This is a genomic window from Phyllobacterium sp. OV277 (assembly GCF_900104355.1).
In the GTDB taxonomy this organism is placed as follows: domain Bacteria; phylum Pseudomonadota; class Alphaproteobacteria; order Rhizobiales; family Rhizobiaceae; genus Phyllobacterium.
This window is the reverse complement of sequence record NZ_FNIY01000001.1, coordinates 1,053,158-1,078,998: the sequence shown is the minus strand read 5'-3', so window position 1 is coordinate 1,078,998 and position 25,841 is coordinate 1,053,158. Positions and strand designations below refer to the sequence as shown.

Here is a 25,841-nt window from a genome sequence, read left to right as displayed (position 1 = left end):
GTTCAAACTCCAGGAAGCTCTTTCAGAAAACGGTCCAGTTCGTCATGCGGAATTCCAACTACATGTTCGGCTCCCGGATAGGTTTTTGCGTGCACGTCTGCGACAAACTCGGAAAAGGCTGCGACCCTTTCCTGCTGGAGGCGGTCATATTCTGCGGAAAAATTGCGATAGACCTTGGCATGGCGGGGATAGTGGCCGCGGTTTGATCCGAGAATATCCTCGGCGAAAAGATATTGGGCGTCGCAGCCTGCGCCTGCACCCATGGAAATCATGAACATGGATGTGCGCTCGCTGATGGCTGTCGCGACATCAACAGGCACGACCTCAATCTCGGCGGCAAATGCACCTGCCTCCTCCAGCGCCTTGGTCTGGCGCCAGATATCGAGGGCGCTCTGGGCTGTCTTGCCAACTGCCTTGAACCCGCCTGTCCATGTTGCTTTCGAGGGGATCAGGCCGACATGGCCACAAACGGGAATGCCTTCATCGCGCATTCGCCGGATAGTGGAAAGGCTGGCAGCGCAATAGACAGCGTCACCGCCAGCGCGCAAGGCGGTAAAGGCTGCACGCATATAATCTTCAGCCGTGACGAAATCTCCGTACTCCAGACCGGGGATGGTGAAGCAACTGGGTGCCGCATCGCGAAAAACAGGGGTCAAAAGCGCGGGTGGCACCGAAAGGATGTCAATGCGTGCGCGCTCGGCGGCTTCGGCTTCCTCCAATGTTTCAACCCGCAGCATGGTCAGCTGGCGGCGACCCTTCATGGATAGAATGTCTGCCACCGTGGGGCGTTTATTGGCCATATCGGTTATCTTTCAAGCTGCGAGTAAGGATTTGAGTTTGATATCTGACGCGGCAAGATGTGCCGGATCAGGATAGGCGCGCCGCGCAATCAGCATTTCCGCGAGGCGGATATCCCGGGCAACAGCATTGCCGGGACCAATACCGCTGGCGGCGACAAGGCGTCCGTCCGATGCGAGATGGAAGAGAATGAAAGCGTCATCGCCGAGATCGCGACGGATTATGGTGCTGCCTTCGTCGGCAAGCCCTGACACCTGTAGCCCCAGATCATATTGATCAGACCAGAACCATGGAACCGACAGATGCGGCTCGGCAAGACCCAGCATATTGCGCGCGGCCAGAGTTCCCTGTTCCTGTGCGTTACGCCATGCTTCGAGCCGCACGCGCCGGCCACCATAGATGGAGAGCGGGAAAGCACAGCAATCACCAGCGGCAAAGATTGCCGGGTCATCAGTCTGCAAGTGTTCATTGACGATAATGCCATTGCCGATTTCAAGCCCTGCCGCTTCGGCAAGTGCTGTGACCGGTGTAGCGCCAATGCCGATGACGACAAGATCCGCCTCCAGACTCTCACCGTCGGCAAGGGTGATCGTGGCGCGCGCATCATTGTCTGAAATTCCTGATAGTTCGATCCCGCAGCGAAGATGCACGCCCTCCTGGGCATGGCGGGCTGCAATAATTTTGGCGATTTCCTCCGGCACGCCGCGCATCAGCACCCGCGCCTGCGTTTCAAGCACGGTCACGGAAGCACCGCGTTTGCGCGCACTGGCGGCAAGTTCCAACCCGATAAAGCCGCCACCGATGATGGCAATGTTTGCCCCCGGTTGAAAGCGCGCGCGAATAGCAAGCGCATCGTCATAGCTGCGCAGATAGGTGCAATGTTTGCTTTCCACCGCCAGCGGCAGGATTCGGGGAATAGCTCCGGTTGCGAGCAGGACCTTGTCATAGGCAAGACTATTTCCGTTTGCGAAGATGACTTTCTTCGCCTTCCGGTCAATTCCTGTCACTGCTGTATCAGCCAAAAAGCTGATATTCCGCTCCAGGAATTGGTGTTCGCTTGCGATGGTTCGCGGCGCGGGATGTTCCTCAGAGATCATTGCGTCCTTGGACAAAGGCGGGCGCTCATAGGGAAGATGCTTTTCAGCGCCAACCAAAGTGATCGAACCTCCATAGCCATTTTCACGTAAAGCAAAGGCGGCACGGACACCGCATTCGCCAGCGCCGATGATGACCATGCCCGATGTCCCCGATGTCCCCGATGTCATTGACTCAACTGGATGAGGACTTTGCCCGCTTCCACCTTTACCGGATAGGTTCTCAGATTAACGCAGACCGGCGCGCCTTTGGCCTGTCCGGTCTTGTAATTGAAACGGCCATTGTGTTTGGGGCACTCGATGATGTCATCCATGACAAGCCCGTCGGCCAGATGAATATGCTCATGCGTGCAAAGTCCATCGGTGGCGAAGAACTCGTCATCTGGGCTGCGATAGATGGCAAAGGTGCGGCCTTCGTGATCAAATCGCATGACATCCTCCTCGTCGATATCGTCAGCCGTACAGGCCTCTATCCAGTCACTCATGGTTTTCCTCCCTTTGGTAAGAGCTTGAGAAAGCACCGCCTATCGGTCTTATATGTAAGTATTTACTTACCTTATTGCGTTGCGGCGCGCGCTGCTTCCCCATGAAACTCGTCGCGATAGGGCTTGGCGGTCAGCGGCAGTTCACGGCGCAGATAATAGTCTTCGTTGCGCAACTGGCGCAGGAAGGCCGGCAGCATTTCCCGGTAGCCGTCCAGAATGCCGGGATTGGGCGCAGGAAGGTCGTGCCTGATCATGGCGTGCAGGCGTGGCAATGCATGGTAGGGCACCATGGGAAACATGTGGTGCTCCACGTGATAATTCATGTTCCAGTAGATGAACCGGCTGACCGGATTCATGAGGACTGTGCGGCTGTTGAGCCGGTGGTCCACGACATTATCGGCAAGGCCGCCATGCTGCAGCAGGCCGGTCAGGACGTGATGCCATGCACCATAAAGGCGGGGCAAGCCAATCAGCACGAGGGGCAGGATCGAGCCCATATAAAGAGCCAAAGCAATGGTCGCGATATAGATGGCCAGCCATATCCGGGCAATGCGGACAGCCTTGGGTTGCTCCTGTTCGGGGATGAATGTCTTTTCCTCGGCGCTGACGAAACCGGCAGCATTGCGCAGCATATCGACAACCGCATGCCATGCATCGAGAATGCCAAAGAAGTTCAGAACGAGCCGCAAAAGATCGGGCGGGCGCATGACCGCAATTTCCGGATCGCGGCCGACGATAACCGTATCGGTATGGTGGCGGGCATGGCTCCAGCGCCATGTCACGGGATTGCGCATGATCATGAAACAGGCGATCTGATAGACCGCATCATTCATCCAGCGGGTTTTGAAGGCTGTGCCGTGGCCGCATTCATGCCAGCGGGAATCGGAAGCCGAGCCATAAAGCACACCGTAAGCGAGGAAGAACGGGACACACCAGATACTGCCCCACAGGACAACACCAAGTACCGCCAGAACAACCATGCTGCTGAGCCAGATCGCCGTGTCGCGAATGGCTGGGCCGTCATCGCGCCTCATCAGCTCTTTCATTTCTTTGCGGGAAACGTCCGTGTGATACCATTCCGCCGCGGCAAGGCCAGTTTCAACGGCACGTTGTGAATCGCGCCCAATCAGGCTGTAGTCGCGTGCTGCGGGTAATATTGCGTCCATTACAGGACCTCCCAATCCTCTGGCCTGAAGGTTTAAAGACCTCCGTATTTCCAAGGGAAGGGTACCGATGCGGCAGCTCTGGCTCAATGGCAGATGATAACATTCTATCATCAGCCATCATCTGATGCTATCAATTGATGATAGAATCTATCATTTGAGGCGCATATGGCAAACAGACCGACAATTGCTGATCTAGCCCGGGTTTCCGGTGTCAGTGTTGCGACAGTGGATCGCGTGCTCAACAATCGCCTGCCGGTACGTGAGGAAACGGCGCGCCGCGTTTACGAGGCGGCAAACAGCATTGGTTATCATGCGGCCGGGCTAATCCGTCAGCGGATGCGGCAGGAATTGCCGGAATATAGGCTGGGTTTTCTCCTGCAAAAATCAGGCCAATATTTCTATCAGGAATTTGCAAGGGAAATTGATGTGGCGGTGAATGCGGCGCCGCATTTTCGCGGGGTACCGGTGGTCGATTTCTGTCCCTCGCTGGCGCCTGAGGATATTATCGCCAAGCTGAAATCACTGGCCGGACGCACGCAGTCAATTGCGCTTGTCGCCCCAGATCATCCGGCGATCACCATGGCGATTGACGCGTTGAAAGCCAAGGGGATAGCCGTGTTCTCGCTGCTTTCTGATTTTGCGGCCGGGGTGCGGGAAGGATATGTCGGTCTGAACAATCGCAAGGTCGGGCGCACGGCGGCATGGATGATCGCCAAGGCAGCGCGCCGTCCGGGCAAAGTCGCCATCTTCGTCGGGAGCCATCGTTTTCAAGGGCACGAACTTCGGGAAATTGGTTTCCGCTCGTTCTTCCGGGAGGAAGCGCCAGATTTTACCGTGCTTGATACACTGATCAATCTGGAGACGCGCCAGATCACCCATGAAGCAATGCTCAATCTCTTGGAGCATCACCCGGATTTGGTGGGTTGTTATGTTGCCGGTGGTGGCATGGAAGGGGCGATTGCAGCGCTACGCCAGAGTGATTTGCCTGAGCCGCCTGTCATGATCTGCAATGAAATTACGCCGGAATCCCGCGCTGCATTGGCGGATAATGTAGCGACGATGGCAATTGCGACACCCCTGCCGCGTCTCTGCCGCGAATTGGTGGAGTTGATGGGTCACGCCATTGAATCGGGCGCGGCCAACGCGCCCGGGCAAACCTTCCTGCCGTTCGATATTTACCTGCCGGAGAACATCTAATTCACTGAATCTATCAGAAATGATAGTTTTTGGTTTGCGGGCAATTGACTGGCCGGGCAATGGAACAGATGTTTCGCGCGGCGCCTACAATGCGCTGACATTTCATTCCCAGGAGATTTTCGGATGAGCGCGACACGTTCCGCACCGGTTTTTGCAATCAATCATATGGTCACGCCCAATTTGCGGCCGCAGGCGTTTTTCCAACTGGCGCGCTCTCTCGATTTGCAGGATGTCGAAATCCGCAACGATCTGTCAGGCAATGCCATTATTGATGGAACGCCGGCAGCGGAGATTCGTGCGCAAGCCGCAGAGGTCGGTGTGAAGATTGCAACAATCAATGCCTTGCAGCGCTTCAACGAATGGACGCCTGAGCGCGAACAGGAAGCCATTACACTTGCCGATTACGCCCGCGAAGCTGGCGCTGCTGCTCTGGTTCTGGTGCCTGTCAATGATGGCAGCGGCCAGAAGGACGGTGAACGGCAGGCCAATCTGCGGGTCGCGTTGAAAGCTTTGTTGCCTATTCTGAACGAGCGCGGTTTGAAAGGATTTGTTGAACCGCTTGGCTTTGAAATCTGCTCGCTGCGCTCAAAGCGGGAGGCTGTGGAAGCCATCAAGGACGTAGACGGGCAGGGCACTTTCCGCGTCGTTCATGATACATTTCACCACCATCTTGCCGGAGAACCGGCACTTTTCCCCGAATGGACTGGTCTTGTCCACATATCCGGGGTGACGGACGCCTCCGTATCGGTCAGCGATATGCGCGATTCGCACCGGGTGCTTGTCGATGCACAGGATCGTCTTGGCAATGTCGCACAAATCCGGGCGCTTCTGGATGCGGGGTACACAGGTCTGTTCTCATTCGAACCATTTGCCGAGGAAGTGCAGGCGCTTGAGAAACCTGCCGCTGCCTTGTCCGAGAGCATTGCCCTGATCCGGCACCACCTGGCTTGATCGCCCGGTCTTATCCTTACAGGAACGATCCGGACGAATATCCGGATCGTTCCGTGATTCTTTTTTGGTTTCTGGTGACCTCCCGCGCTCCTGCTGCGCGTCTCGGGCGTCATCCAGAAACTGCACAGCAGTGCAAAATAATTCCCCATCGAACAAAGTGCCGTTGTCCCAGCCGGGTTGGTGAGGAACTTGCCCGAACAACCCGTTTTTGTGATCTGGGCTGTTGGAATCGCGCTTGACGCCTTCTTCGGAAAATGGAATAAATATTTCAGAAACTGGATGCAACGGTTTTTATATTCCGTATGACAAGTCCAGAAAAAGTTTGCGCGGCGTTTCGCGCACTCTAGGGGCAGAGGTATCGCTGGCAGCAGGGGTTGCATGGCTACGATGCCGACGTTCGCGGAGCTTCCGGATCAGGACGGTGTGGCCGGGCACCATGTGGAGGAGAAGAAATGAAGAAGCTGATTTTGACTATGGCTGTTTCAGCCTTGATGAGCACATCGGCACTTGCCGCCAATATTGGCGTGTCGATGGCGCAGTTTGACGATAACTTCCTGACGGTTCTGCGCAATGGCATGCAGGACTATGCCAAGACGCTGGATGGCGTGACGCTGCAAGTGGAGGACGCGCAGAACGACGTTGCCAAGCAGCAGAGCCAGATCCAGAACTTTATTGCTTCCAAGGTCGATGCCATCATCATCAATGCGGTGGACACGGATGCGACTGCCGCCATGTCGAAGCTGGCAACAGCGGCCGGTATTCCGCTTGTTTATGTCAATCGCGAACCTGTCAACGTGAACGAACTTCCTGCCAAGCAGGCTTTTGTTGCTTCGAATGAAGTGGAGTCCGGTACGCTTGAAACCAAGGAAGTCTGCAAGCTTCTGAAGGGCAAGGGCAAGATCGTCGTCATGATGGGCGAATTGTCCAATCAGGCCGCGCGCCAGCGCACAAAGGACATTCACGACGTTATCGCTACCGACGAATGCAAGGGCCTCAAGATCGTTGAAGAGCAGACTGCCAACTGGTCCCGTACGCAGGGCGCCGACCTGATGACCAACTGGCTCTCCGCCGGTCTGGAATTCGATGCGGTTATCTCCAACAATGATGAAATGGCGATTGGTGCAATTCAAGCGCTCAAGGCTGCCGGTCGCAAGATGGATACGGTTGTTGTTGCCGGTGTTGACGCAACGCAGGATGCGCTTGCAGCCATGGCCGCTGGCGATCTCGATGTGACGGTGTTCCAGAATGCCGCTGGTCAGGGCAAGGGTGCGGTTGACGCAGCATTGAAGTTGTCGAAGGGCGACAAGGTTGAGGCGAAAGTCTACATCCCGTTCGAACTCGTCACCCCGGACAATCTGTCGAAATACCAGTCCAAGAACTAAGGCATAGCGCCTTGCAACGGATCGCGCCTTGGGGCGCGGTCCGGCCTCTGATCAATGTCTCGGGGAGGAGACGATTATGGCAGTCAGCCCAACGACTATGGCTGCGGTGCGCGCCAGTGGTGCGGTGCCGAAGGCCGAATATCTGCTCAATGTTGAAAATATCCGCAAGGAATTTCCCGGCGTTCTGGCGCTGGATGATGTGTCGTTCCGTTTGAAGCGCGGCACTGTGCATGCGCTGATGGGCGAGAACGGCGCCGGTAAATCCACACTGATGAAAATCCTTGCCGGAATATATGTTCCGGATCAGGGCGAAGTCTTTCTGAAGGGCCTGCCGATCCGTTTGAAATCTCCACTGGATGCGCTAGAGAACGGCATTGCCATGATCCATCAGGAATTGAACCTGATGCCGTTTATGACGGTGGCCGAAAATATCTGGATTCGGCGCGAGCCGAAAAACATGTTCGGCTTTGTCGATCACGGCAAGATGTTCGAAATGACGGCCGATCTCTTCACGCGGCTGAACATCGCGCTTGATCCGGAATCGCAGGTGCGTGATCTCAGCGTGGCCAACCGGCAGATGGTCGAGATTGCCAAGGCGGTCTCCTACGAATCCGATGTGCTGATCATGGATGAACCGACCTCGGCGCTGACCGAGCGCGAGGTTGCGCATCTGTTCGAGATTATTCGTAACCTGCGCAGTCAGGGGATCGGCATTGTCTACATCACCCATAAGATGAATGAGCTGTTCGAGATCGCCGATGAATTTTCGGTGTTTCGCGATGGCCGTTATATCGGCACGCACGCGTCTACGGATGTGACGCGCGATGACATTATCAAAATGATGGTCGGGCGCGAGATTACCCAGATGTTTCCGAAGGAGATCGTGCCCATTGGCGACGTTGTTCTTTCGGTGAAAGACCTTGTGCTGAAGGGTGTGTTCTCCGGTGTTTCCTTTGATGTGCGGGCAGGCGAGATTCTTGGCATTGCCGGTCTTGTTGGTTCAGGCCGGTCCAATGTGGCCGAAACCATTTTTGGCGTGACGCCAGCGACATCAGGTTCAATTACCATCAACGGCAAATCAGTTGCCATGTCTTCACCCAATCAGGCGATCCAGCACGGCATGGCGTTTATTACGGAAGACCGCAAGGAAACCGGCTGCCTGCTCATTCTCGATGTTCTTGAAAATATGCAGATTGCGGTGTTGCAGGACCGCTTTGTCAAATTCGGCTTTGTCGCGGAGAAGGAAATTTCGGCAGCCTGCAAGGTCATGAGTGACAAGCTCAGGGTCAAGACGCCGAATCTGCAGGAGCGGGTGGAAAATCTTTCCGGTGGCAATCAGCAAAAGGTGTTGATCGGCCGCTGGCTGCTGACAAATCCGAAAATTCTCATTCTCGATGAACCGACGCGTGGCATCGATGTCGGCGCCAAGGCGGAAATCCACCGCCTTGTCTCCGAACTCGCCAAGCAGGGCGTCGCCGTCATCATGATCTCGTCTGAAATGCCTGAGGTTCTCGGCATGAGTGACCGGATCATGGTGATGCATGAGGGCCGCGTCACCGGCTTTCTGGATCGGGATGAAGCAACCCAGGTAAAAGTTATGGAGCTGGCTTCCAAGTGAAGCCGCTGCCTGACGGGGAGGAACAACAATGACAAGCGAACAAGCAACCGCAAAGACAGCAGGTCAAACGCCTTCGAAGCAGGGGCGACGGCTACCACCTGAAGTCAGCATCCTGCTGGTGCTCATCGGCATCGCGCTGATCTATGAGGTGCTCGGCTGGATTTTCGTTGGCCAGAGCTTTCTGATGAACCAGCAACGCCTGACGATCATCATTCTGCAGGTTTCGGTTATCGGTATTATTGCTGTCGGTGTGACGCAGGTCATTATTACAGGCGGTATTGATCTTTCGTCTGGCTCGGTTGTGGGCATGACCGCCATGATTGCGGCGAGTTTTGCGCAGGCGTCGACATGGGCAAGGCCTGTCTATCCCAGCCTGACGGACCTGCCGTTCATCATTCCCCTGATTGTCGGCCTTGGCATTGGTCTTCTTGCGGGCATCGTCAATGGTGCGCTCATCGCACAGACCAAAATTCCCCCATTCATTGCGACACTTGGCATGATGGTTTCGGCGCGCGGCGTGGCCAAATGGTACACCAAGGGTTCGCCGGTTTCGGGATTGACAGACCAGTTCAATTTCATCGGCACGGGTATCTGGCCAGTGGTGGTGTTTCTGGTCGTCGCTTTCATTTTCCATATTGCCCTGCGCTACACCCGTTATGGCAAATTCACCTATGCCATCGGTGCCAATGTGCAGGCAGCGCGCGTCTCCGGCATCAATGTCGAGCGGCACCTGATCAAAGTCTATGCCATTGCTGGTGTGCTGGCTGGTCTTGCCGGTATCGTCACTGCGGCCCGCGCCCAGACCGCACAATCGGGCATGGGCGTAACCTATGAGCTTGATGCGATTGCCGCTGCGGTCATTGGCGGAACATCGCTGACCGGCGGTGTGGGACGCATCACCGGGACTGTAATCGGCGCCATCATTCTTGGCGTGATGATTTCCGGTTTCACCTTCCTGCGCGTCGATGCCTATTATCAGGAAATCATCAAGGGCGTGATTATCGTTGCAGCCGTCGTGGTAGACGTTTATCGCCAGAAAAAGAGAAAAGTTTAAGGTGGTGAGTTGTGGGTAGTGGTAGTGAGTAGTGAAGTGGTTCGTGGTTCGACAAGCTCACCATGAGGGCGAGGGGTGATGAAAGGGAGCCAAGTTCTGCACCTGTTGCGATCAGAACCTTTTCATCTGCAACCTTTTTGATCTGCAATCTATGCGATTAGCGTTGCCTCACCCCTCTCCCTCATGGTGAGCTTGTCGAACCACGAACCAACCACTCGCAACACAACGAAACCGCAGGCTTTGAAAATCAATCTGTAACGCCCGGAACCCATCCGGGCTTCTTTCCAAGAGGTAATGAAATGACTCTACGCTTTGGTCTGCTCGGTGCGGGCCGTATCGGCAAGGTTCACGCGAAAGCCGTGATTTCCAACAGCCAGGCGAAACTCGTGGCTGTGGCGGATGCGTTCGAACAGGCTGCAAAAGACCTTTCGGCTGCCTATGGCTGCGAAATCCGCACCATTGATGAGATCGAAAAGGCTGGGGATATCGATGCGGTGATCATCTGCACGCCGACCGACACCCATGCGGATCTGATCGAACGCTTTGCCCGTGCCGGTAAGGCGATCTTCTGTGAAAAGCCAATTGATCTCAACGTAAAGCGCGTTGAGGAATGCCTTGCTGTGGTTGATGAGACCAAGGCAACCCTGATGGTTGGTTTCAATCGCCGCTTTGATCCGCATTTTGCTGCCGTGCGCAAGGCCATTGATGACGGTTCCATCGGCACGGTTGAAATGGTCACGATTACCTCGCGTGATCCGGGTGCTCCGCCAGCCGAATACATCACCCGTTCCGGCGGTATATTCCGGGATATGACGATCCATGATTTTGACATGGCACGTTTTCTGCTGGGTGAAGACCCGGTTGCCGTCACCGCCCATGCCTCGGTTCTTGTTGACAAGAAGATCGGTGAGCTTGGCGACTATGACAGCGTGAGCGTGATCCTCTCCACCGCATCAGGCAAACAATGTGTTATTTCCAACTCGCGCCGCGCAACCTACGGTTATGATCAGCGCATTGAAGTGCATGGCTCCAAGGGTATGGTTGCGGCAGAGAACCAGCGTCCGGTCTCGATCGAAGTTGCAAACAGCAATGGTTATACGCGTCCGCCGCTGCACGATTTCTTCATGACCCGCTACACGGAAGCCTATGCCAACGAGATCGCTGCTTTCATCAATGCGATTGCAACGGGTACCAAGGCCGCGCCAAGTGGCAAGGACGGGCTGATTGCACTGGCACTGGCCGATGCCGCATTGCGCTCTGTCAAGGAAGGCAAGACGATTAATCTTTGAGTTTTGGTGATGAGCGCTCTGCCGGTGGAATAACTGGCAGAGTGATTGTGTGGTTCGTGGTTCGACATAACAACCATGAGGCCCTTCGACAAGCTCAGGATGAGGGGAGCTAAACTCTCCAAAATTGCAGAATTTAACTCCCTTTCATCACCCATCTTCCTCATGGTGAGCTTGTCGAACCACGAACCATGAGCCTGCTATCAGTATGATATGGGGAAATCCCCTCTTACCTCACATCAACCCAGCGCTGCTCATGAAACGAACGAGCCATGGCGTGAACTGTGCGCTCGATTTCCAGCCCCTCTTCAAAGCCGATCAGATGAGCGTCCTGACCGTTGATACGCTTGATCAACTCGTGACACTCGATGATCTTGAGATCGTTGAATCCAAGGCCATGGCCGGGGGCAGGGATGAACCGGCCATAGGGATCATGATGCGGGGCGGTGAGGATGGTGCGATAGCCCTGTTCCGTCGGGCGGTCTGCCGTCACATAAAGCTGAAATTCGTTGGCACGTTCCTGATCAAACAGGATCGATCCCTTTGAGCCGAAGATTTGCAGGGCGATGCGTCCCTTGCGGCCCCAGGCCGAACGATTGACCTGAAGCGTTCCGGCAACGCCGTTTTCCATATGCAGGAGTACACTCGCGCTGTCATAGGTTTCAACGGCCTTGGTACCGCCGCCTTCAGTTTTGCGCTCCGCATAGGGTTTTGACATGTCGCACATGACCCTGCCAACGCGACCGAACAGCGCCCAGAGCAGCGAAAGCGGATGGACGGCGAAATCATCGAGTGCGCCATATCCGGAGGTGGCGGCATGCTTCCAGTAGAACAGCGCCTCAGGGTCGGCCATGAAATCCTCATCCATCTCGATACGCAGATGGTTGACATCACCAATGATCTTTTCCGCCAGCAGCTGGCGGATGTGACGAATGGCAGGGCCTTGAATATAGTTATAGCCAAGGGCCGCAACCTTGCCTGACTTCTTCGCTGCTTCAGTCATCGCCTTGGCATCGTTGAATGCCGGTGCCATAGGCTTTTCACACCAGACATGCTTTCCGGCCTGAAGCGCGGCCAGCGCCATCTCGGGATGAAACTGGTTGGGGGTGGTAATGGAGACGATATCGACTTCAGGGTCGTTGATCACGGCGCGCCAGTCGCCGGAGGCTTTGCGGAAGCCAAACTCGGCTGCACGCTGATTGGCAAGGTCGGCATTGGCTTCGCCCAGATGCACGAGACTGACGGCAGGCACGTCGCCAAAAACCGCACGGACAGAATTCCAGGCCAACGCATGGCATTTGCCCATGAACCCCGTACCAATCAGCCCGACACCAAGCGCGCGCGCATTCCCATGACCCGACATGTCTTCACTCCCACGACATTGAGGATGTCTGCATCTCTTGCAGATACTGATTGAAGTAATCTATAACGAATGAAAATGGAATAACTGATCCGTTTTGTGTGGCGGATTATTTTGGTAATCTCCAGATCAGTTACGCCAAACCAGAGGGAACGATTCGCAATGGGCAGCACGGCCACCCAAGCACCTTTGCCGCAGGACTTTGATGCTCTGCGCACGCTGATCCTGGACCGCCGCCAGCTTCTGCCCAAGCGGCTGGCGCAGATTGCCGCCTATGCCCTTGGCAATCCGGATGAAATTGCTTTTGGTACGGCGGCGAGCATTGCCCAATCGGCAGGTGTGCAGCCCTCGACGCTTATTCGCTTTGCCCAGCATCTGGGATTTGATGGCTTTACCAGCCTGCAATCGGTGTTCCGCGAGCGCCTGCGCGAACGGCAGGGCTCCTATGAAGAGCGGCTTTCCGGGTTGCGTGGCGATACGTCGGGGCTTTCGAAAAATCGCGTTATTCTCAATGGTTTTCTCAATGCTGCCAGCCAGTCAATCCAGACCATATCCCGCAGTGTGGAAGACGATGTGCTGGAGCGCGCAGTGGAAGTGCTGGCGCAGGCGGAAACGATTTATCTCATCGCCCGGCGCCGTTCCTATCCGATCTCCGCTTATATGGCCTATGCCTTTGGCAAGCTGAAAATCCGCAACCAGCTGATTGAATCAACAGCCGGTATTGATCCGGAAATTCTATCTTTTGCCACACCAAATGATGCGGCTATTGCCATTAGTTTTTCACCCTATGCCTCAGCGACGGTTGAGCATGCAGCAGCTCTTGCAGCGCGGGGTGTGCCTGTCGTTGCCATCACCGACAGCGCTTTTTCGCCGTTGGCGCAATCAGCCAGTGTTTGGTTCGAGGCGGCGGAGGGGGATTTCTCCGGGTTTCGGTCGCTGTCGGGGACCATGGCGCTGGCGATGGCTTTAACTGTCAGCGTGGCTGAAAGACGCCGCGGTCTATAGTAAAAGCAATTGCAGGGATGTGGTTCGTGGTTCGTGGTTCGACAAGCTCACCATGAGGGAGAGTGGTGATGAAAGGGAGTCAAGCTCTGTACTCTCTGTAATCTGCAATGCTGGCGATTAGCGTTGCATCCTTACTCTCCCTCATGGTGAGCTTGTCGAACCACGAACCACGAACCACGCAGCCACTTTTTGCAATTTTCCATTGGTCAATCAGGTAGAATTATAAAAAGAACGTACATTCCATATTGACGATTTGATAGAATTATTATTTCATATAAGAAAATTCCCGGCCTGTTTTCAGCGGGCTGGATCAGCATATCGGGAGGAACATCATGGGCAGCGCTGAAACAGGCAAAAAGCTTGATGTCATTACCATTGGCCGCTCATCGGTTGATCTTTATGGCCAGCAGATCGGCTCCCGTCTTGAGGATATCGCATCTTTTGCAAAATCCGTTGGCGGTTGCCCGGCCAATATCGCCATCGGCACGGCGCGGCTCGGGCTGCGTTCGGCGCTTTTAAGCCGTGTCGGCGATGAGCAGATGGGGCGTTTCATTCGCGAGCAGATGCTGCGCGAAGGGGTTGCTGTCGATGGTGTCATCACCGATGCGGAGCGGCTTTCGGCGCTGGTGATCCTCTCGGTTGAAAACGACAAGAGTTTTCCCCTGATTTTCTACCGTGAGAACTGCGCCGATATGGCTCTTAATGCGGATGATGTCGACCCGGATTTCATCCGTTCGGCCCGCGCCGTGGTTGTCACAGGCACGCATTTCTCCAAGCCCAATACGGACGCCGCCCAGCGCAAGGCGATCCGCCTGATCAAGGAAGCGGACGGCAAGGTTGTATTTGATATCGACTACCGGCCGAATCTTTGGGGCCTTGCCGGGCATGGCGCTGGCGACAGCCGCTATATCGCCTCCGATGCGGTGTCTAGCCATTTGAAAACGGTGCTTGCCGATTGTGATCTGATTGTCGGTACCGAAGAGGAAGTGCTGATTGCTTCGGGTGAAGCGGATCTGCTCGCCGCCCTGAAAACCATTCGCGCGCTTTCCGCCAATGCCACCATTGTTCTCAAGCGTGGACCCATGGGCTGTATTGTCTATGAGGGGGCTATTTCAGACAATCTGGAAGACGGCATTGTCGGCAAGGGCTTCCCGATTGAAGTGTTCAATGTGCTTGGGGCGGGCGATGCTTTCATGTCCGGCTTTCTGCGCGGTTGGCTGGGTGGCGAAAGCCTTGCCACGGCGGCAACCTGGGCGAATGCTTGTGGTGCCTTTGCCGTATCGCGCTTGTTGTGCTCGCCGGAAATTCCGACCTTCGAAGAACTGCAATTCTTCCTTGAACATGGCAGCCCGCAACATGCCCTGCGCAAGGATGAAGCGATCAACCATGTGCATTGGGCAACGACGCGCCGTCACGATATTCCTTCGATGATGGCCTTTGCCATTGATCATCGCGTGCAGCTTGAAGAGCTTTCCCGGAAATTCAACGTCGATATCGGCAAGGTTCAGGCGTTCAAGGAACTGGCCGTAAAAGCAGCGGCGAAGGTTGCGGATGGTCGAAGCGGTTACGGTATGCTGCTTGATGAAAAATTCGGCCGCGAGGCCATGTTCGAGTTTGCCCGGCACAAGTTTGACTGGCTGGGACGTCCGGTGGAACTGCCCGGCTCGCGCCCGCTGCGCTTTGAATTTTCGCAGGATATCGGCTCACAACTAGCGGAATGGCCGGTTGATCATTGCATCAAATGCCTGTGCTTCTATCATCCTGATGATCCAGCGGAGTTGAAGGCGGAACAGCAAGCCAAGCTGCGCACGCTGTTTGAGGCGGCGCGCAAGGTTGGCCGCGAATTGCTAATCGAAATTATCGCCGGAAAGCACGGCGCGCTTGATGACAACACCATTCCCCGGGCGCTGGAAGAGCTCTATGCGCTCGGTATCAAGCCTGATTGGTGGAAGCTGGAGCCACAGGCCTCAAGCGCCGCATGGAAGAACATTGAGGCCGTCATCGAAAAGAACGATCCGTGGTGCCGGGGCGTGGTGCTGCTTGGACTGGAGGCACCGCAGGACGAGCTGGAGGCAGCATTTGCGGCCACCGCCAATGCGCCTGTCGTCAAAGGTTTTGCAGTGGGGCGGACCATTTTCATGGATGCCGCTGAACAATGGCTGGCGGGGCGCATATCCGATGAGACTGCGATTGCCGATATGGCGGATCGTTTCGAAAAATTGACCAGAGCCTGGCTTGCCAGCCGCAAGCAACAAGCGGCATAGGCTATAGCATCAAGGCCGGGAGGAGATTGATATGACCAAGACGATACGCCTGACCATGGCGCAGGCATTGACGCGTTTCCTTGCCAATCAGATGACGGTGGTTGACGGCAAGAAGGTTCCAATTTTTGCCGGTGTCTGGGCGATTTTTGGCCACGGCAATGTCGCCGGTATCGGCGAAGCGCTTTATCAGGTGCGCGAGGAATTGCCGACCTACCGCGCCCACAATGAACAGGCGATGGCCCATGCCGCCATTGCCTTTGCCAAGGCAAGTTTCCGTCGCCGCATGATGGCGGTGACAAGCTCGGTCGGGCCGGGCGCCACCAATATGGTAACCGCCGCCGCGCTCGCCCACGTCAATCGTCTGCCGCTGCTGCTATTGCCCGGTGATGTCTTTGCCAACCGCATTCCAGATCCGGTCTTGCAGCAGGTGGAAAGCTTTGGTGACGGCACGGTTTCGGCCAATGATTGCTTCCGCCCGGTTTCACGCTATTTCGACCGGATCACCCGGCCTGAACAGATCATTCCGGCACTCGCCCGCACCATGGCCGTGCTGACTGATCCGGCGGAATGCGGTCCGGTGACGCTGGCGCTGTGTCAGGATGTGCAGGCGGAAGCCTATGACTATCCAGAAAGCTTTTTCGATGAGCGTGTATGGACAACGCGCCGCCCGCGTCCTGATCGCGGGGAACTGGCTGCCGCTGTCGAATTGCTCAAATCCGCCAAAAAGCCGCTGGTAATTGCTGGCGGCGGCGTCATCTATTCGCAGGCTTCGAATGAATTGAAGGCCTTTGTCGAAGCAGCGGGTATTCCCGTTTGCGAGACGCAGGGTGGCAAGTCTTCGCTGCCAGACAATCATCCGCTGAACATGGCTGCCATCGGCGTAACCGGCACATCCGCTGCCAATCGCCTTGCGGAAGAAGCTGACGTCATTCTGGCGGTGGGAACCCGCCTGCAGGATTTCACGACAGGCTCGTGGGCGCTGTTTCGCAATGGAGCCAAGAAATTCATAGGCCTCAACGTGCAGGCCTTCGATGCGGGCAAGCACCGCGCTGCGCCTCTAGTTGCCGATGCGCGAGAAGGGCTGCTGGAACTGGCGGCAGCGACTGCCGGATATAAGGCACCTGCGAGCTGGACCGAGAACGCCAAGCAGGGCAAGGCAGAGTGGCAGAAGGCTGCCGCCGAGGTTACCGGTCCAACCAATGCGGTGCTGCCATCGGACGCGCAGGTGATCGGCGCCGTGCAGCGGACGATGGGCAGTGAAGCCACTGTTCTGCATGCGGCAGGTGGATTGCCGGGTGAAATGCACAAGCTCTGGCAGGCGGGAGCGCCGGGTTCCTATCATGCGGAATATGGTTTTTCCTGCATGGGTTATGAGATCGCCGGTGGACTTGGCGCCAAAATGGCTAAGCCCGATGACGAAGTGGTCGTCATGATCGGCGATGGTTCATATCTGATGCTGAATTCCGAAATCGCGACCTCGGTGATGCTGGGCAAGAAGATCAATATCGTGCTTCTCGACAATCGTGGCTTTGGCTGCATCAACCGGCTGCAGATGGGCACAGGCGGCGCGAACTTCAACAATCTCCTGAAGGACTCGCGCCATGAGGTTTTGCCGGATGTTGATTTCGTCGGCCATGCGAAAAGTCTCGGAGCGATTGCTGAAAAAGTCGCATCGATTGCAGAACTTGAAGCGGCTTTGATGCGTGCCAAGCAGAATGAGCGGACGACGGTGATCGTTATCGATACCGATCCGCTGATTTCCACCGATGCCGGTGGGACATGGTGGGATGTGGCGGTGCCCGAGGTCAGCCAGCGCCCACAGGTCAATGCCGCGCGCAAGGCTTATGAAGAGAAACTGAAGTCGCAGCGTGTGGGTGATTGATTTAATTTTTAGATAAGCGGAGCGTGGTGCGTGGTTCGACAAGCTCACCATGAGGGAGAGGGATGATGCAAGGGAGTCAAGTTCTGCACCCTTTGCGATTATCATTGCAGCCACCAATCTCCCTCATGGTGAGCTTGTCGAACCACGCACCACGCACACAACAACTGAAGGAAGACAAGAATGATCCGTATCGGGGCGAACCCAATCGGCTGGTCCAATGATGACATGCTGGAAATCGGCGGGGATATTCCGCTGGAAACCTGTCTGGAACAGGCAAAGGCTGCCGGGTTTACCGGCATGGAGCTGGGCAACAAGTTTCCGCGCACGGCTGACAAGCTGCGCCCGATCCTCGATGCATTCGGCCACACTCTGGTCAGCGGCTGGTATTCGACCGAGCTTCTGGTGCGTGATGTGGAAGCCGAGCTGAAGGCAGTTGTCGGCCATGCCACTTTGCTCAAGGACATGGGCTGCACGGTTCTGATTGCCGCCGAAACCTCCAATGCCATCCATTCCAACAAGGACCTGCCGCTGTCAGCGCGTCCCGTTCTGGAAAAGTCCGCATGGACATCCTTCGGCGAGCGCTACACGGCTTTTGCCGAAGCGATCAAACAAACCTACGGGCTGCAACTGGTCTATCATCACCACATGGGAACCATTATCCAGACCGAATCCGAAATTGACCGGTTCATGGAAGTCACTGGCGATGCGGTGCATCTGCTGCTCGATACAGGCCATGCCACATGGGGTGGCGGCGATCCCGCGCGTCTTGCCCGTCACCACAAGGCACGCATCAGCCACGTGCATTGCAAGGATATTCGCGAGGCTGTCATGTGGCAGTCGAACCGTGAAGACTGGTCTTTCCTCGATTCCGTGCTGGCGGGCGTTTATACGGTTCCGGGCGACGGCCTGATCGACTATGTTCGTGTTCTGAAAGAACTCAAGGGCTATAGCGGCTGGGTTGTCGTTGAAGCTGAGCAGGACCCCAAGAAGGCTGATCCAGCCGTCTATTCCAAGCTCGGCCACGCAAATCTCAGCCGCTTCATCAAAGAGGCAGGGTTAGTTTGACCAGTGATTCCAAGCATCCGTTTTTTCGTCCCCTGTGGCGCCGTGTTGCCGTGGTGGTCTTTTGCCTCGCATGGGCCATCTTCGAATTCGTCACGGGCACGCCATTCTGGGGGACGATAGCGCTTGGTTTTGCCGGTTATGGCATCTGGCAGTTTTTCATAGCCTTTGACCCATCCGAGCCGGTCAAGCCTGTCGATGCGGATGAAAAAGAGGAATAGATCATGTCCAAATTATTGCTCAAGGCAAAAGCTGGCACCGGCCATGTGGCGGAGGTAACGCCGGAGAGCGCCGGGTGGTCCTATGTCGGATTCGATCTGCATCGTGCCACGCCGGGGCAGACCATTGCGGGCCGCAGCGGTGACAAGGAAGTTTGCCTTGTTTTCGTGACGGGCAAGGGCTTTGCGCAGGTCAATGGTCATGATCTTGGTTTGCTCGGCGAGCGCATGTCGCCCTTCGAGGGCAAGCCGTGGTCGGTCTATATGCCTTCCAATTGTGACTGGTCCGTGGTTGCCGATACGGCTGTTGAGCTTGCTGTCTGCTCGGCGCCAAGCTTTGGCGGTGATTTGCCGGTTCGGGTAATTGCCCCCGATGATCTTGGCCAGGAAACGCGCGGCAAGGGCACCAATACGCGTTATGTCACCAATATCCTGCCGGAAGGCGAACCGGCGGATTCACTGCTCGTGGTGGAAGTGATCACGCCGGGCGGACACACATCAAGCTATCCGCCGCACAAGCATGATCAGGATAATCTACCCGCTGAATCCTATCTGGAAGAAACCTATTACCACCGGCTCAACCCGCCGCAGGGCTTTGCTTTCCAGCGGGTCTATACGGATGACCGGTCACTGGATGAAGCAATGGCGATCGAGGATGGCGATGTGGTCATGGTGCCCAAGGGTTATCATCCCTGCGCCGCCTGCCATGGTTATGATCTCTATTATCTCAACGTGATGGCTGGTCCCAAGCGCACCTGGAAATTCCACAATGCAGTTGAGCATGAGTGGCTGATGAAACAGGTTTAAGCGCTGCAATTGGATGGTGTGTAGAGCGTGGTTCGTGGTTCGACAAGCTCACCATGAGGGACTTGGGTGGATGCAACGATAATCGCCAATATTGCTGATCACAAAGGTTGCAGAACTTGACTCCCTTTCATCACCCCTCTCCCTCATGGTGAGCTTGTCGAACCACGAACCACGAACCACGAACCACACAAAACAGATTTGCCAATCAGTTACCCTCTACCACCGCAGAACGAAACGCCCGGCAATCGCGCCAATCAGCGCGGAAGAAAGCACGCCCAGCGTATACCAGATGGCGATGAAGGGCATGGCGCTTTCATCGCAGTGGAATGAATAGATCAGTGCAGCAATTGATCCAGCTGCGAGACCCGCAGCGGTTCCGGCCACGGTCAGCCGTGTCGGTGCCAGTCCGCGCAAGATCCAGAAGCAGCCGAACAGCAATGGCAGCGACAGCACCACAATATTGAAAGTGCAGACGGTGATCGTGTGCCCTTTCATCATTGGCATGTAATGGTCACGCGGGGACATGGCGAGCTGCGCGAAGGCCAGCGCGGCGATGATGGCCACGGCTGTACCCATGACAACGAGGCTGATTCGGATACTGCCAAGCGGATAGGCGATGCGTTTGATCGCCCATGCGCCGCCCACGGCAAGGGCCAGCGTGTAGGCAAACTTCGTCCAGAAAGCCATTGTGCCAGCGGCAGTCATCAGATCAGGACGCATGCCGAGCCATGACCACATGAGAATGGCCGAGGCAACAGCGCTGATACCAAGGCCAATGCCGATCCGCCTGATGACAGCCTTGCGCGATACCGGCTTCAACTCGCTGGCGAGACGCTCGATCAGATCATTTGTCGTCATCGGCTGCCTGTCCTCTTAACTTCGCGGCTATGGCCTTCAGTCCTCTGTGAATGCTGACCTTTACAAGCGATTCTGAAAGGCCCGTGCTTTGGGCGACTTCCGCAATCGATTGCCCTTCTATCTTCGTCCGGTAAATCAGGTCTCTCGATTTCTCCGGTATGGTCTTCAACAGACGATCCACATCCATACGGTCTGCGGCCGCGTCTGAACTGTCCTGCGCAAACAGGTCTTCCGCATCATCCAGCGGTACTGTCGCCCGGATGCGGTTGCGCCGGAAATGGTCGATCAGCTTATAGCGCGCAATGGCATGCAGCCACGCGGTGAACGGCCGGTCCGGCTCATAGGTCTGGCGCCGCGTGTGCAAGGCCAGCAATGTTTCCTGCACCAGATCATCCGCATCGCCGCGATAGGCATCAGCCAGACGCCGCAGAAAATAGCCGCGCAGATGTTTGGCGACATCATCAAGCAGCACGCGATAACTCTGCGCGTCGCCTGCAAGGCTGGCGAGCATCAGTTCCCTCAATCGCGCTTCGACCGAATGCACTCTGGTTCATTCCTTTATTCGCAGCAGCGGCGAAAAGGTTACAGATGGAAAGATCATATCGACAGCAGTTACAGCATGCCAGTAGCTCGCGGTCCAACTTTTTGATCACCAATCCGTGATCGCTGTAACCAAATCCTCCGACCCGACGAATTGCCTGATGTGACCGGCTGCCAACGCCAGTTCACACAAAGAAATCAGGAGGCCGCAATGGGTTTGCTCGGAAAGATCGGATATTTGGGTACAGTGTCAGTCATCGCTGGCTTGTTTAGCTTTGGCGCAAGCGGTGCCTTTGCGGACAGTGCAAAGCCGCTGACTGTTGTCGAGCTTTTCACAAGTCAGGGTTGCTCATCCTGTCCACCTGCCAATGCCAATCTGATCGAAATCAGCAAGCGCCCCGGCGTTCTGGCCTTGAGCTTCGGTGTGACCTATTGGGACCGGCTTGGCTGGAAGGACATATTTGCTGCCCCTGAATATACGGACCGGCAGGTTACGTATGAACCTTCGCTTGGTCGCGATGGCCCGTTCACCCCGCAAGTGGTTGTTAATGGCCGCGCCGATGTGGTCGGCAACCGAATCGGTGAGATCGACGATCTGATTGCGAAGGAAGCCAAGCCCGATGCGCTGTCGGTTGCGATCAACAAGAATTCGCTGGCCATCGGTGCCGGCAAAGCCCCTGAGAATGGCGCCGATATCTGGCTTGTGACCTACGACGACAAGACAGTCAACGTTCCCGTCAGTCGTGGTGAAAACACCGGCCACACCCTGCCGCACAAGAATGTCGTTCACAGCCTTTCCAATCTTGGAAACTGGGATGGCAAGGCGGTCACGCTGGACATTCCTCCCACCAAAGCGGGCCTGCGCACGGCTGTTCTGATCCAGACCCCGCATGGCGGGCCGATTCTGGCCGCTGCGACCAACTGAATTCCGCGACAGCGGACATAAGAATTCCTGGCATGAAAAGCTGTGAGACACGCAGCGCGATGCCCAGGAAGTGTGGATGACCGCATGGTTGTCCGAAACTCAACGGCACGCAGATACGTGTCTTAATCAAATCGAGGAGACTACCATGAACATTATTGCACGCCGCATCGCCCTGTCGGCTTTTGTTCTCGCTTCCGGCTTTGCCGGTATCAACAGCGCTCTTGCGGAAGACGCCATGAAGGCAGACCCTATGAAGACGGAGGCCATGAAGGCCGACTGCATGAAAAAGGCCGGCATGGAAAAGGATTCCATGAAGAAGGATGCCATGACCAAGGATTGCGACAAGCAGGCTATGGCGACCGATGCGATGAAGCCGGATGCCATGAAAAAGGACGCAATGAAGCCCGACGCAATGAAAAAAGATGCCATGAAGCCAGCGGATGCCATGGCTCCGAAGAAGAACTAAGAATCATCATACCGGTGCTGTCTCGCGAACGAGGCGGCGCCGGGCTACCGCCCAAGAGCCAAGGAAACAATCATGACGAGCGTGACTGATCATGAAACGGTACGGCCAAAGAAAATCCTGTTCTATCGCCATTCGTTTGCTGTGCGTCTGACCCACTGGCTCAATGTCCTGTGCCTCAGTTTCCTGCTGATGAGCGGGTTGCAAATCTTCAATGCGCATCCCGAGCTTTACTGGGGCCAATATGGTGCGGATGCCGACCATTCCTTTATCTCGATCGGTGCTTTTCAGGATGGTGACACGATCAAGGGTGTCACGCGCATCGGGTCGATTTCCATACCCACGACGGGTGTTCTCGGCGCTTCGACTGTCGATGGCGAGTTGACGCCGCGGGCCTTTCCCAGCTGGATTACCATTCCAAGCTTTCAGGATCTGGCCACGGGCCGCCGCTGGCATTTCTTCTTCGCCTGGTTTTTCGTCATCAATGGTTTTGTCTATCTGCTCTATGGCCTGATTGCCGGCCACTTCAGGCGCGATCTTGTGCCAAGCAAAGATCAGCTGACGCCGCAACATCTGGCCCATGAAATTGGCGAACATGCCCGCCTGCGCTTTCCCAAGGGCGAAGAGGCAAGGCGCTACAACAGCCTGCAGAAGCTGAGCTATATGGCGGTTATTTTCATACTTCTGCCGCTGATGGTTCTGACGGGTCTTACCATGTCGCCCGGTTTTGACTCCATCGTTCCATGGCTGGTTGATGTTTTCGGTGGCCGCCAGTCAGCCCGCACCATTCATTTCATCACCGCATCGCTGCTCGTCGCCTTCGTTGTGGTCCATCTCGTGATGGTTCTGGTCTCAGGCGTCTGGAACAATCTGCGCTCGATGATCACGGGGTATTACGGCCTGTCAGTCGATACGGACAAGGAAACAGCCAAATGAAATTCGAAGTCACACGCCGCCGTTTCCTTGTTGGCTCAAGTGTTGCCGCCACGGGCCTTTTGACCGGATGTGACGCTTTGGTCACCAACACCAGCGTCAATGATATTCTGCAGAAGGCCGAAGCTTTGACCATGGGTTCGCAGCGGCTTTTGCAGGCACATGAACCATTGGCCCGCGAATTCACCGAGGCGGATCTTTCGCCCACGTTCAAAGCTAACGGTACACAAATGCCTGACAGCGAGGATTATGCCCGGCTGATGGAAGGCAATTTTGCCGACTGGCGGCTGGTGGTCAACGGCATGGTGCGCACGCCGCTTAGCCTGTCACTGGCAGACCTCAAGGCGCTTCCATCACGCACGCAGATCACACGGCACGATTGTGTCGAAGGCTGGAGTGCTATCGGCAAATGGACTGGCGTTCCGCTGGGGCTGGTGTTGCAAAAGGCCGGGATTGCGCCGGGCGCACGTTATGCGGTGTTCTATTGTGCCGATGAATACGAGAAGACACTGGATGGCAGCGGTCAATATTACGAGAGCATCGATCTTGTCGACGCTTTCCACCCGCAAACCATTCTGTCCTACAGCATGAATGGCAAAGACCTGGAAGTCGCGCACGGCGCTCCCTTGCGCCTGCGCGTTGAACGCCAGCTCGGCTACAAGCACGCCAAATATGTCATGCGCATTGAGCTGGTCGACAGCTTTAAAGGCGTGTGGGGCGGGAAAGGCGGCTTCTGGGAAGATCGCGGCTATGAGTGGTATGCGGGCATCTGATTCAGGCTGCGGCTATTACCTCGATCTCGACCAGCCATACCTCCAGTAGCGTCTGCGCGACGATAGTCGTTGTCGGGATTATGCGGCCATTGAGCGCCGCAACCCGGGCATTCTGGTTGGCCTCGGCAAAGCCCGGATCACGCAGGTAGCTTGTCGTTCTGACAACATTGTCGACTGTCATTCCGGCGCTGGCAAGAATTGCCCGGATGTTATTCCAGACGAGATCAAGCTGGCCAGCCAAAGTCGTGCCGGGCGCGCCATTAGGATCAAGCCCCATGGTGCCGCTGATATAGAGAAAACGTTCCGGCTGATGCACCTCCAGCGCGTGGAGATAGTCTGGCGTCGCTGCGTAGACACCTTTGTCGGGATTGCGCGGGATCAGTTTCATGATGGATGTTCCTTCCTGAAATTGTTCGGATAGAAGTCCCCATTGTGGGGTATTTGTAGGCATACTTAAACAAACTTGCAGACAATCCGGCAATGTATGGCTGATGAGTTCAAATGTATGGGTTGAAGATCAATAGCTGTCGCTTGTAATGCGCATAACGCTGAGAGGTAATTCGCTGTCTTGCCCGCGGGAAGGACCAGACCTGAACTCCATGGGCGTCATATCGGTCCAGCGGCGGAAAGCATGGCGAAAGTTCGAGGCGTCGCTGTAATCAAGACGGCTGGCAATTTCATCCATCGTCAGTTCGGTTTCGCGCAGATATTTTTTGGCAAGGCCAAGCCGGGTCTCGTCGAGCAGCGATTGATAAGACGTGCCTTCGCCGGTCAGTTTGCGCCTGAGGGTGCGGGCGCTGATCCCCAATTGCTCGCAGGCAAGATCGATAGGAGGGAAACGCCCGGCACTCTGCACAAAGAGTTGTCGCAAACGCCCGGCCACACCGGCTGATGATGCCATGCGGTCGACCATTTCATCACAAAGCTGGCGCACCATGGAGAAGGTCATCTCATGGGCGCGGCGCGGGGTTCGCTCGAGCCATGCCACGTCGACAAGCAGTTCATTGTCGGGCTGGTCGTAATGGATCGGACAGTTGAATACTTTTTCGTAGACAGAGGCATCAGCCGGTTTGGGAAAACTCAACCGGATCGCCGCCGGACTGAAATCCGGATCAGCGATGTCCTTGGCAAAGGATATGATTGTCCCGAGCACATGCTCGACTTTAAAAATATAGAGTTTGGGATCGGTTATTCTGTTTAAGTCGGGTTCGGTGGACCATATGCCGTGTTTGCTGGTCTCGCGAAAAGTCTGCTTTCCCATGGGAACCGTCAGCGCATGGTATTTTTCGGCGAAATGACAGGCGCTTCGGCAGGTGGCGCTGCTCAAGAGTGCAAAGCCATAAATGCCGTACATGGTGATCTGCATGCTCAGGCCCAGCCGCAATCCCACATGCGGATCGTCAGACAGGGTGAATGCATTGCGGATCGCCGTCAGCATCTGGTTGATGGAAATCAGCGTATCGGGGGATGAAAGCTCCCGTTCACTGAGGCCGGTTCCATTCAGGGCAAGCACTGCTGGAATGCCGTCGCCGGTCAACAGGTCAACCAGCGCCAGTAACTCCGACGCGGAATGAATCCTATCGCTGGCGCTATGGATCAAAACCCAATTCTCCCGGCTTTTGTTACCCCATTTTTTAGCGAAATTAGCACGGTCATAGCGGCACGGAAATCCATTGTTTCTGCAACTGGCCGTTATTCACCGGCCATTGACCGCCCTGAA

General features: G+C 55.9%; 25 protein-coding genes. 16 read left to right on the top strand and 9 right to left on the bottom strand.

The features are described 5' to 3' along the window. Nucleotides 1-2: 2 nt before the first annotated feature. From BLU05_RS05290 to BLU05_RS05275, 4 genes are all read right to left on the bottom strand, one after another. Nucleotides 3-800, bottom strand: a complete 798-nt coding sequence (locus tag BLU05_RS05290) for a 3-methyl-2-oxobutanoate hydroxymethyltransferase (RefSeq protein ID WP_091878125.1) — start codon at nucleotides 798-800, stop codon at nucleotides 3-5. 12 nt (nucleotides 801-812) lie between these two features. Next, complete coding sequence (locus BLU05_RS05285) at nucleotides 813-2,063, bottom strand: NAD(P)/FAD-dependent oxidoreductase (RefSeq protein ID WP_244518158.1); 1,251 nt, start codon at nucleotides 2,061-2,063, stop codon at nucleotides 813-815. Then, nucleotides 2,060-2,377 (bottom strand): MocE family 2Fe-2S type ferredoxin, encoded by a 318-nt coding sequence (locus BLU05_RS05280; protein WP_091878124.1) that lies wholly within the window; start codon nucleotides 2,375-2,377, stop codon nucleotides 2,060-2,062. Before BLU05_RS05280 ends, BLU05_RS05285 begins: the two co-directional genes overlap by 4 nt. A gap of 71 nt (nucleotides 2,378-2,448) precedes the next feature. Then, the gene (locus BLU05_RS05275; RefSeq protein WP_091878123.1) at nucleotides 2,449-3,543 is read right to left on the bottom strand and encodes a fatty acid desaturase family protein; all 1,095 of its coding nucleotides are present in this window, start codon (nucleotides 3,541-3,543) and stop codon (nucleotides 2,449-2,451) included. A gap of 165 nt (nucleotides 3,544-3,708) precedes the next feature. Here BLU05_RS05275 and BLU05_RS05270 point away from each other — a divergent pair, with 165 nt between their 5' ends. The 6 genes from BLU05_RS05270 to iolG all read left to right on the top strand — a co-directional run bounded on the left by BLU05_RS05270 (nucleotide 3,709) and on the right by iolG (nucleotide 11,034). Then, on the top strand, nucleotides 3,709-4,740 hold the full coding sequence (locus tag BLU05_RS05270) for a LacI family DNA-binding transcriptional regulator (RefSeq protein WP_091878122.1): 1,032 nt from the start codon (nucleotides 3,709-3,711) through the stop codon (nucleotides 4,738-4,740). A 123-nt stretch (nucleotides 4,741-4,863) separates the two neighbouring features. Further along, on the top strand, nucleotides 4,864-5,691 hold the full coding sequence (locus tag BLU05_RS05265) for a TIM barrel protein (RefSeq protein ID WP_091878121.1): 828 nt from the start codon (nucleotides 4,864-4,866) through the stop codon (nucleotides 5,689-5,691). Nucleotides 5,692-6,143: 452 nt separating this feature from the next. Beyond that, nucleotides 6,144-7,073 carry a sugar ABC transporter substrate-binding protein gene (locus BLU05_RS05260; protein ID WP_091878120.1) on the top strand — a complete coding sequence of 310 codons (930 nt, stop codon included), beginning with the start codon at nucleotides 6,144-6,146 and terminating at the stop codon, nucleotides 7,071-7,073. A 76-nt stretch (nucleotides 7,074-7,149) separates the two neighbouring features. Next, nucleotides 7,150-8,691, top strand: coding sequence for a sugar ABC transporter ATP-binding protein (locus BLU05_RS05255; protein WP_091878119.1), 1,542 nt, complete (start codon nucleotides 7,150-7,152; stop codon nucleotides 8,689-8,691). A 28-nt stretch (nucleotides 8,692-8,719) separates the two neighbouring features. After that, nucleotides 8,720-9,745, top strand: coding sequence for an ABC transporter permease (locus BLU05_RS05250; protein WP_091878118.1), 1,026 nt, complete (start codon nucleotides 8,720-8,722; stop codon nucleotides 9,743-9,745). Between the two features lie 299 nt (nucleotides 9,746-10,044). Then, nucleotides 10,045-11,034 (top strand): inositol 2-dehydrogenase, encoded by a 990-nt coding sequence (iolG, locus tag BLU05_RS05245; protein WP_091878117.1) that lies wholly within the window; start codon nucleotides 10,045-10,047, stop codon nucleotides 11,032-11,034. Between the two features lie 226 nt (nucleotides 11,035-11,260). Here iolG and BLU05_RS05240 read toward each other — a convergent pair whose 3' ends face one another. After that, nucleotides 11,261-12,394, bottom strand: coding sequence for a Gfo/Idh/MocA family protein (locus BLU05_RS05240; protein ID WP_091878116.1), 1,134 nt, complete (start codon nucleotides 12,392-12,394; stop codon nucleotides 11,261-11,263). Nucleotides 12,395-12,553: 159 nt separating this feature from the next. Between BLU05_RS05240 and BLU05_RS05235 the strand changes: the two genes are divergently transcribed. From BLU05_RS05235 to iolB, 6 genes are all read left to right on the top strand, one after another. Next, a complete protein-coding gene (locus BLU05_RS05235) occupies nucleotides 12,554-13,396 on the top strand; it encodes a MurR/RpiR family transcriptional regulator (protein WP_091878115.1) in 843 nt (280 codons plus the stop codon). Nucleotides 13,397-13,728: 332 nt separating this feature from the next. After that, nucleotides 13,729-15,660, top strand: coding sequence for a bifunctional 5-dehydro-2-deoxygluconokinase/5-dehydro-2-deoxyphosphogluconate aldolase (gene iolC / locus BLU05_RS05230; protein ID WP_091878114.1), 1,932 nt, complete (start codon nucleotides 13,729-13,731; stop codon nucleotides 15,658-15,660). Between the two features lie 31 nt (nucleotides 15,661-15,691). Beyond that, nucleotides 15,692-17,542 (top strand): 3D-(3,5/4)-trihydroxycyclohexane-1,2-dione acylhydrolase (decyclizing), encoded by a 1,851-nt coding sequence (iolD, locus tag BLU05_RS05225; RefSeq protein ID WP_091878113.1) that lies wholly within the window; start codon nucleotides 15,692-15,694, stop codon nucleotides 17,540-17,542. Between the two features lie 180 nt (nucleotides 17,543-17,722). Further along, nucleotides 17,723-18,607 (top strand): myo-inosose-2 dehydratase, encoded by an 885-nt coding sequence (gene iolE / locus BLU05_RS05220; protein WP_091878112.1) that lies wholly within the window; start codon nucleotides 17,723-17,725, stop codon nucleotides 18,605-18,607. Next, nucleotides 18,604-18,825, top strand: coding sequence for a hypothetical protein (locus tag BLU05_RS05215; protein WP_091878111.1), 222 nt, complete (start codon nucleotides 18,604-18,606; stop codon nucleotides 18,823-18,825). Before iolE ends, BLU05_RS05215 begins: the two co-directional genes overlap by 4 nt. Nucleotides 18,826-18,828: 3 nt before the next feature. After that, nucleotides 18,829-19,629 carry a 5-deoxy-glucuronate isomerase gene (gene iolB, locus BLU05_RS05210; protein ID WP_091878110.1) on the top strand — a complete coding sequence of 267 codons (801 nt, stop codon included), beginning with the start codon at nucleotides 18,829-18,831 and terminating at the stop codon, nucleotides 19,627-19,629. A 216-nt stretch (nucleotides 19,630-19,845) separates the two neighbouring features. Here the strand turns inward: iolB and BLU05_RS05205 are convergent, their stop codons facing one another. Beyond that, nucleotides 19,846-20,487, bottom strand: a complete 642-nt coding sequence (locus BLU05_RS05205) for an NrsF family protein (protein WP_091878109.1) — start codon at nucleotides 20,485-20,487, stop codon at nucleotides 19,846-19,848. After that, a complete protein-coding gene (locus BLU05_RS05200; protein ID WP_091878108.1) occupies nucleotides 20,474-21,031 on the bottom strand; it encodes a sigma-70 family RNA polymerase sigma factor in 558 nt (185 codons plus the stop codon). The genes BLU05_RS05205 and BLU05_RS05200 overlap by 14 nt, the downstream gene beginning before the upstream one ends. 207 nt (nucleotides 21,032-21,238) lie before the next feature. On the opposite strand from BLU05_RS05200, the gene BLU05_RS05195 reads away from it, so the two are divergent. The 4 genes from BLU05_RS05195 to BLU05_RS05180 all read left to right on the top strand — a co-directional run bounded on the left by BLU05_RS05195 (nucleotide 21,239) and on the right by BLU05_RS05180 (nucleotide 24,121). After that, nucleotides 21,239-21,952 (top strand): DUF1223 domain-containing protein, encoded by a 714-nt coding sequence (locus BLU05_RS05195; RefSeq protein WP_091878107.1) that lies wholly within the window; start codon nucleotides 21,239-21,241, stop codon nucleotides 21,950-21,952. Nucleotides 21,953-22,097: 145 nt separating this feature from the next. Further along, on the top strand, nucleotides 22,098-22,418 hold the full coding sequence (locus BLU05_RS05190) for a pentapeptide MXKDX repeat protein (protein WP_091878106.1): 321 nt from the start codon (nucleotides 22,098-22,100) through the stop codon (nucleotides 22,416-22,418). A 72-nt stretch (nucleotides 22,419-22,490) separates the two neighbouring features. Further along, a complete protein-coding gene (locus BLU05_RS05185; protein ID WP_091878105.1) occupies nucleotides 22,491-23,351 on the top strand; it encodes a cytochrome b/b6 domain-containing protein in 861 nt (286 codons plus the stop codon). Then, on the top strand, nucleotides 23,348-24,121 hold the full coding sequence (locus tag BLU05_RS05180; RefSeq protein ID WP_091878104.1) for a molybdopterin-binding protein: 774 nt from the start codon (nucleotides 23,348-23,350) through the stop codon (nucleotides 24,119-24,121). The genes BLU05_RS05185 and BLU05_RS05180 overlap by 4 nt, the downstream gene beginning before the upstream one ends. Before the next feature lies 1 nt (nucleotide 24,122). Here the strand turns inward: BLU05_RS05180 and BLU05_RS05175 are convergent, their stop codons facing one another. Both BLU05_RS05175 and BLU05_RS05170 read right to left on the bottom strand, forming a co-directional pair. Next, on the bottom strand, nucleotides 24,123-24,509 hold the full coding sequence (locus BLU05_RS05175) for a RidA family protein (RefSeq protein ID WP_091878103.1): 387 nt from the start codon (nucleotides 24,507-24,509) through the stop codon (nucleotides 24,123-24,125). Between the two features lie 129 nt (nucleotides 24,510-24,638). Then, nucleotides 24,639-25,721 carry an AraC family transcriptional regulator gene (locus BLU05_RS05170; RefSeq protein ID WP_091878102.1) on the bottom strand — a complete coding sequence of 361 codons (1,083 nt, stop codon included), beginning with the start codon at nucleotides 25,719-25,721 and terminating at the stop codon, nucleotides 24,639-24,641. Nucleotides 25,722-25,841: the final 120 nt, after the last annotated feature.

Coding starts and splice junctions, on each gene's coding strand:
- BLU05_RS05290 (WP_091878125.1), bottom strand. CDS start 800: ATGGCCAATAAACGCCCCACGGTGGCAGACATTCTATCCATGAAGGGT.
- BLU05_RS05285 (WP_244518158.1), bottom strand. CDS start 2,063: ATGACATCGGGGACATCGGGGACATCGGGCATGGTCATCATCGGCGCT.
- BLU05_RS05280 (WP_091878124.1), bottom strand. CDS start 2,377: ATGAGTGACTGGATAGAGGCCTGTACGGCTGACGATATCGACGAGGAG.
- BLU05_RS05275 (WP_091878123.1), bottom strand. CDS start 3,543: ATGGACGCAATATTACCCGCAGCACGCGACTACAGCCTGATTGGGCGC.
- BLU05_RS05270 (WP_091878122.1), top strand. CDS start 3,709: ATGGCAAACAGACCGACAATTGCTGATCTAGCCCGGGTTTCCGGTGTC.
- BLU05_RS05265 (WP_091878121.1), top strand. CDS start 4,864: ATGAGCGCGACACGTTCCGCACCGGTTTTTGCAATCAATCATATGGTC.
- BLU05_RS05260 (WP_091878120.1), top strand. CDS start 6,144: ATGAAGAAGCTGATTTTGACTATGGCTGTTTCAGCCTTGATGAGCACA.
- BLU05_RS05255 (WP_091878119.1), top strand. CDS start 7,150: ATGGCAGTCAGCCCAACGACTATGGCTGCGGTGCGCGCCAGTGGTGCG.
- BLU05_RS05250 (WP_091878118.1), top strand. CDS start 8,720: ATGACAAGCGAACAAGCAACCGCAAAGACAGCAGGTCAAACGCCTTCG.
- iolG (WP_091878117.1), top strand. CDS start 10,045: ATGACTCTACGCTTTGGTCTGCTCGGTGCGGGCCGTATCGGCAAGGTT.
- BLU05_RS05240 (WP_091878116.1), bottom strand. CDS start 12,394: ATGTCGGGTCATGGGAATGCGCGCGCGCTTGGTGTCGGGCTGATTGGT.
- BLU05_RS05235 (WP_091878115.1), top strand. CDS start 12,554: ATGGGCAGCACGGCCACCCAAGCACCTTTGCCGCAGGACTTTGATGCT.
- iolC (WP_091878114.1), top strand. CDS start 13,729: ATGGGCAGCGCTGAAACAGGCAAAAAGCTTGATGTCATTACCATTGGC.
- iolD (WP_091878113.1), top strand. CDS start 15,692: ATGACCAAGACGATACGCCTGACCATGGCGCAGGCATTGACGCGTTTC.
- iolE (WP_091878112.1), top strand. CDS start 17,723: ATGATCCGTATCGGGGCGAACCCAATCGGCTGGTCCAATGATGACATG.
- iolB (WP_091878110.1), top strand. CDS start 18,829: ATGTCCAAATTATTGCTCAAGGCAAAAGCTGGCACCGGCCATGTGGCG.
- BLU05_RS05205 (WP_091878109.1), bottom strand. CDS start 20,487: ATGACGACAAATGATCTGATCGAGCGTCTCGCCAGCGAGTTGAAGCCG.
- BLU05_RS05195 (WP_091878107.1), top strand. CDS start 21,239: ATGGGTTTGCTCGGAAAGATCGGATATTTGGGTACAGTGTCAGTCATC.
- BLU05_RS05190 (WP_091878106.1), top strand. CDS start 22,098: ATGAACATTATTGCACGCCGCATCGCCCTGTCGGCTTTTGTTCTCGCT.
- BLU05_RS05185 (WP_091878105.1), top strand. CDS start 22,491: ATGACGAGCGTGACTGATCATGAAACGGTACGGCCAAAGAAAATCCTG.
- BLU05_RS05180 (WP_091878104.1), top strand. CDS start 23,348: ATGAAATTCGAAGTCACACGCCGCCGTTTCCTTGTTGGCTCAAGTGTT.
- BLU05_RS05175 (WP_091878103.1), bottom strand. CDS start 24,509: ATGAAACTGATCCCGCGCAATCCCGACAAAGGTGTCTACGCAGCGACG.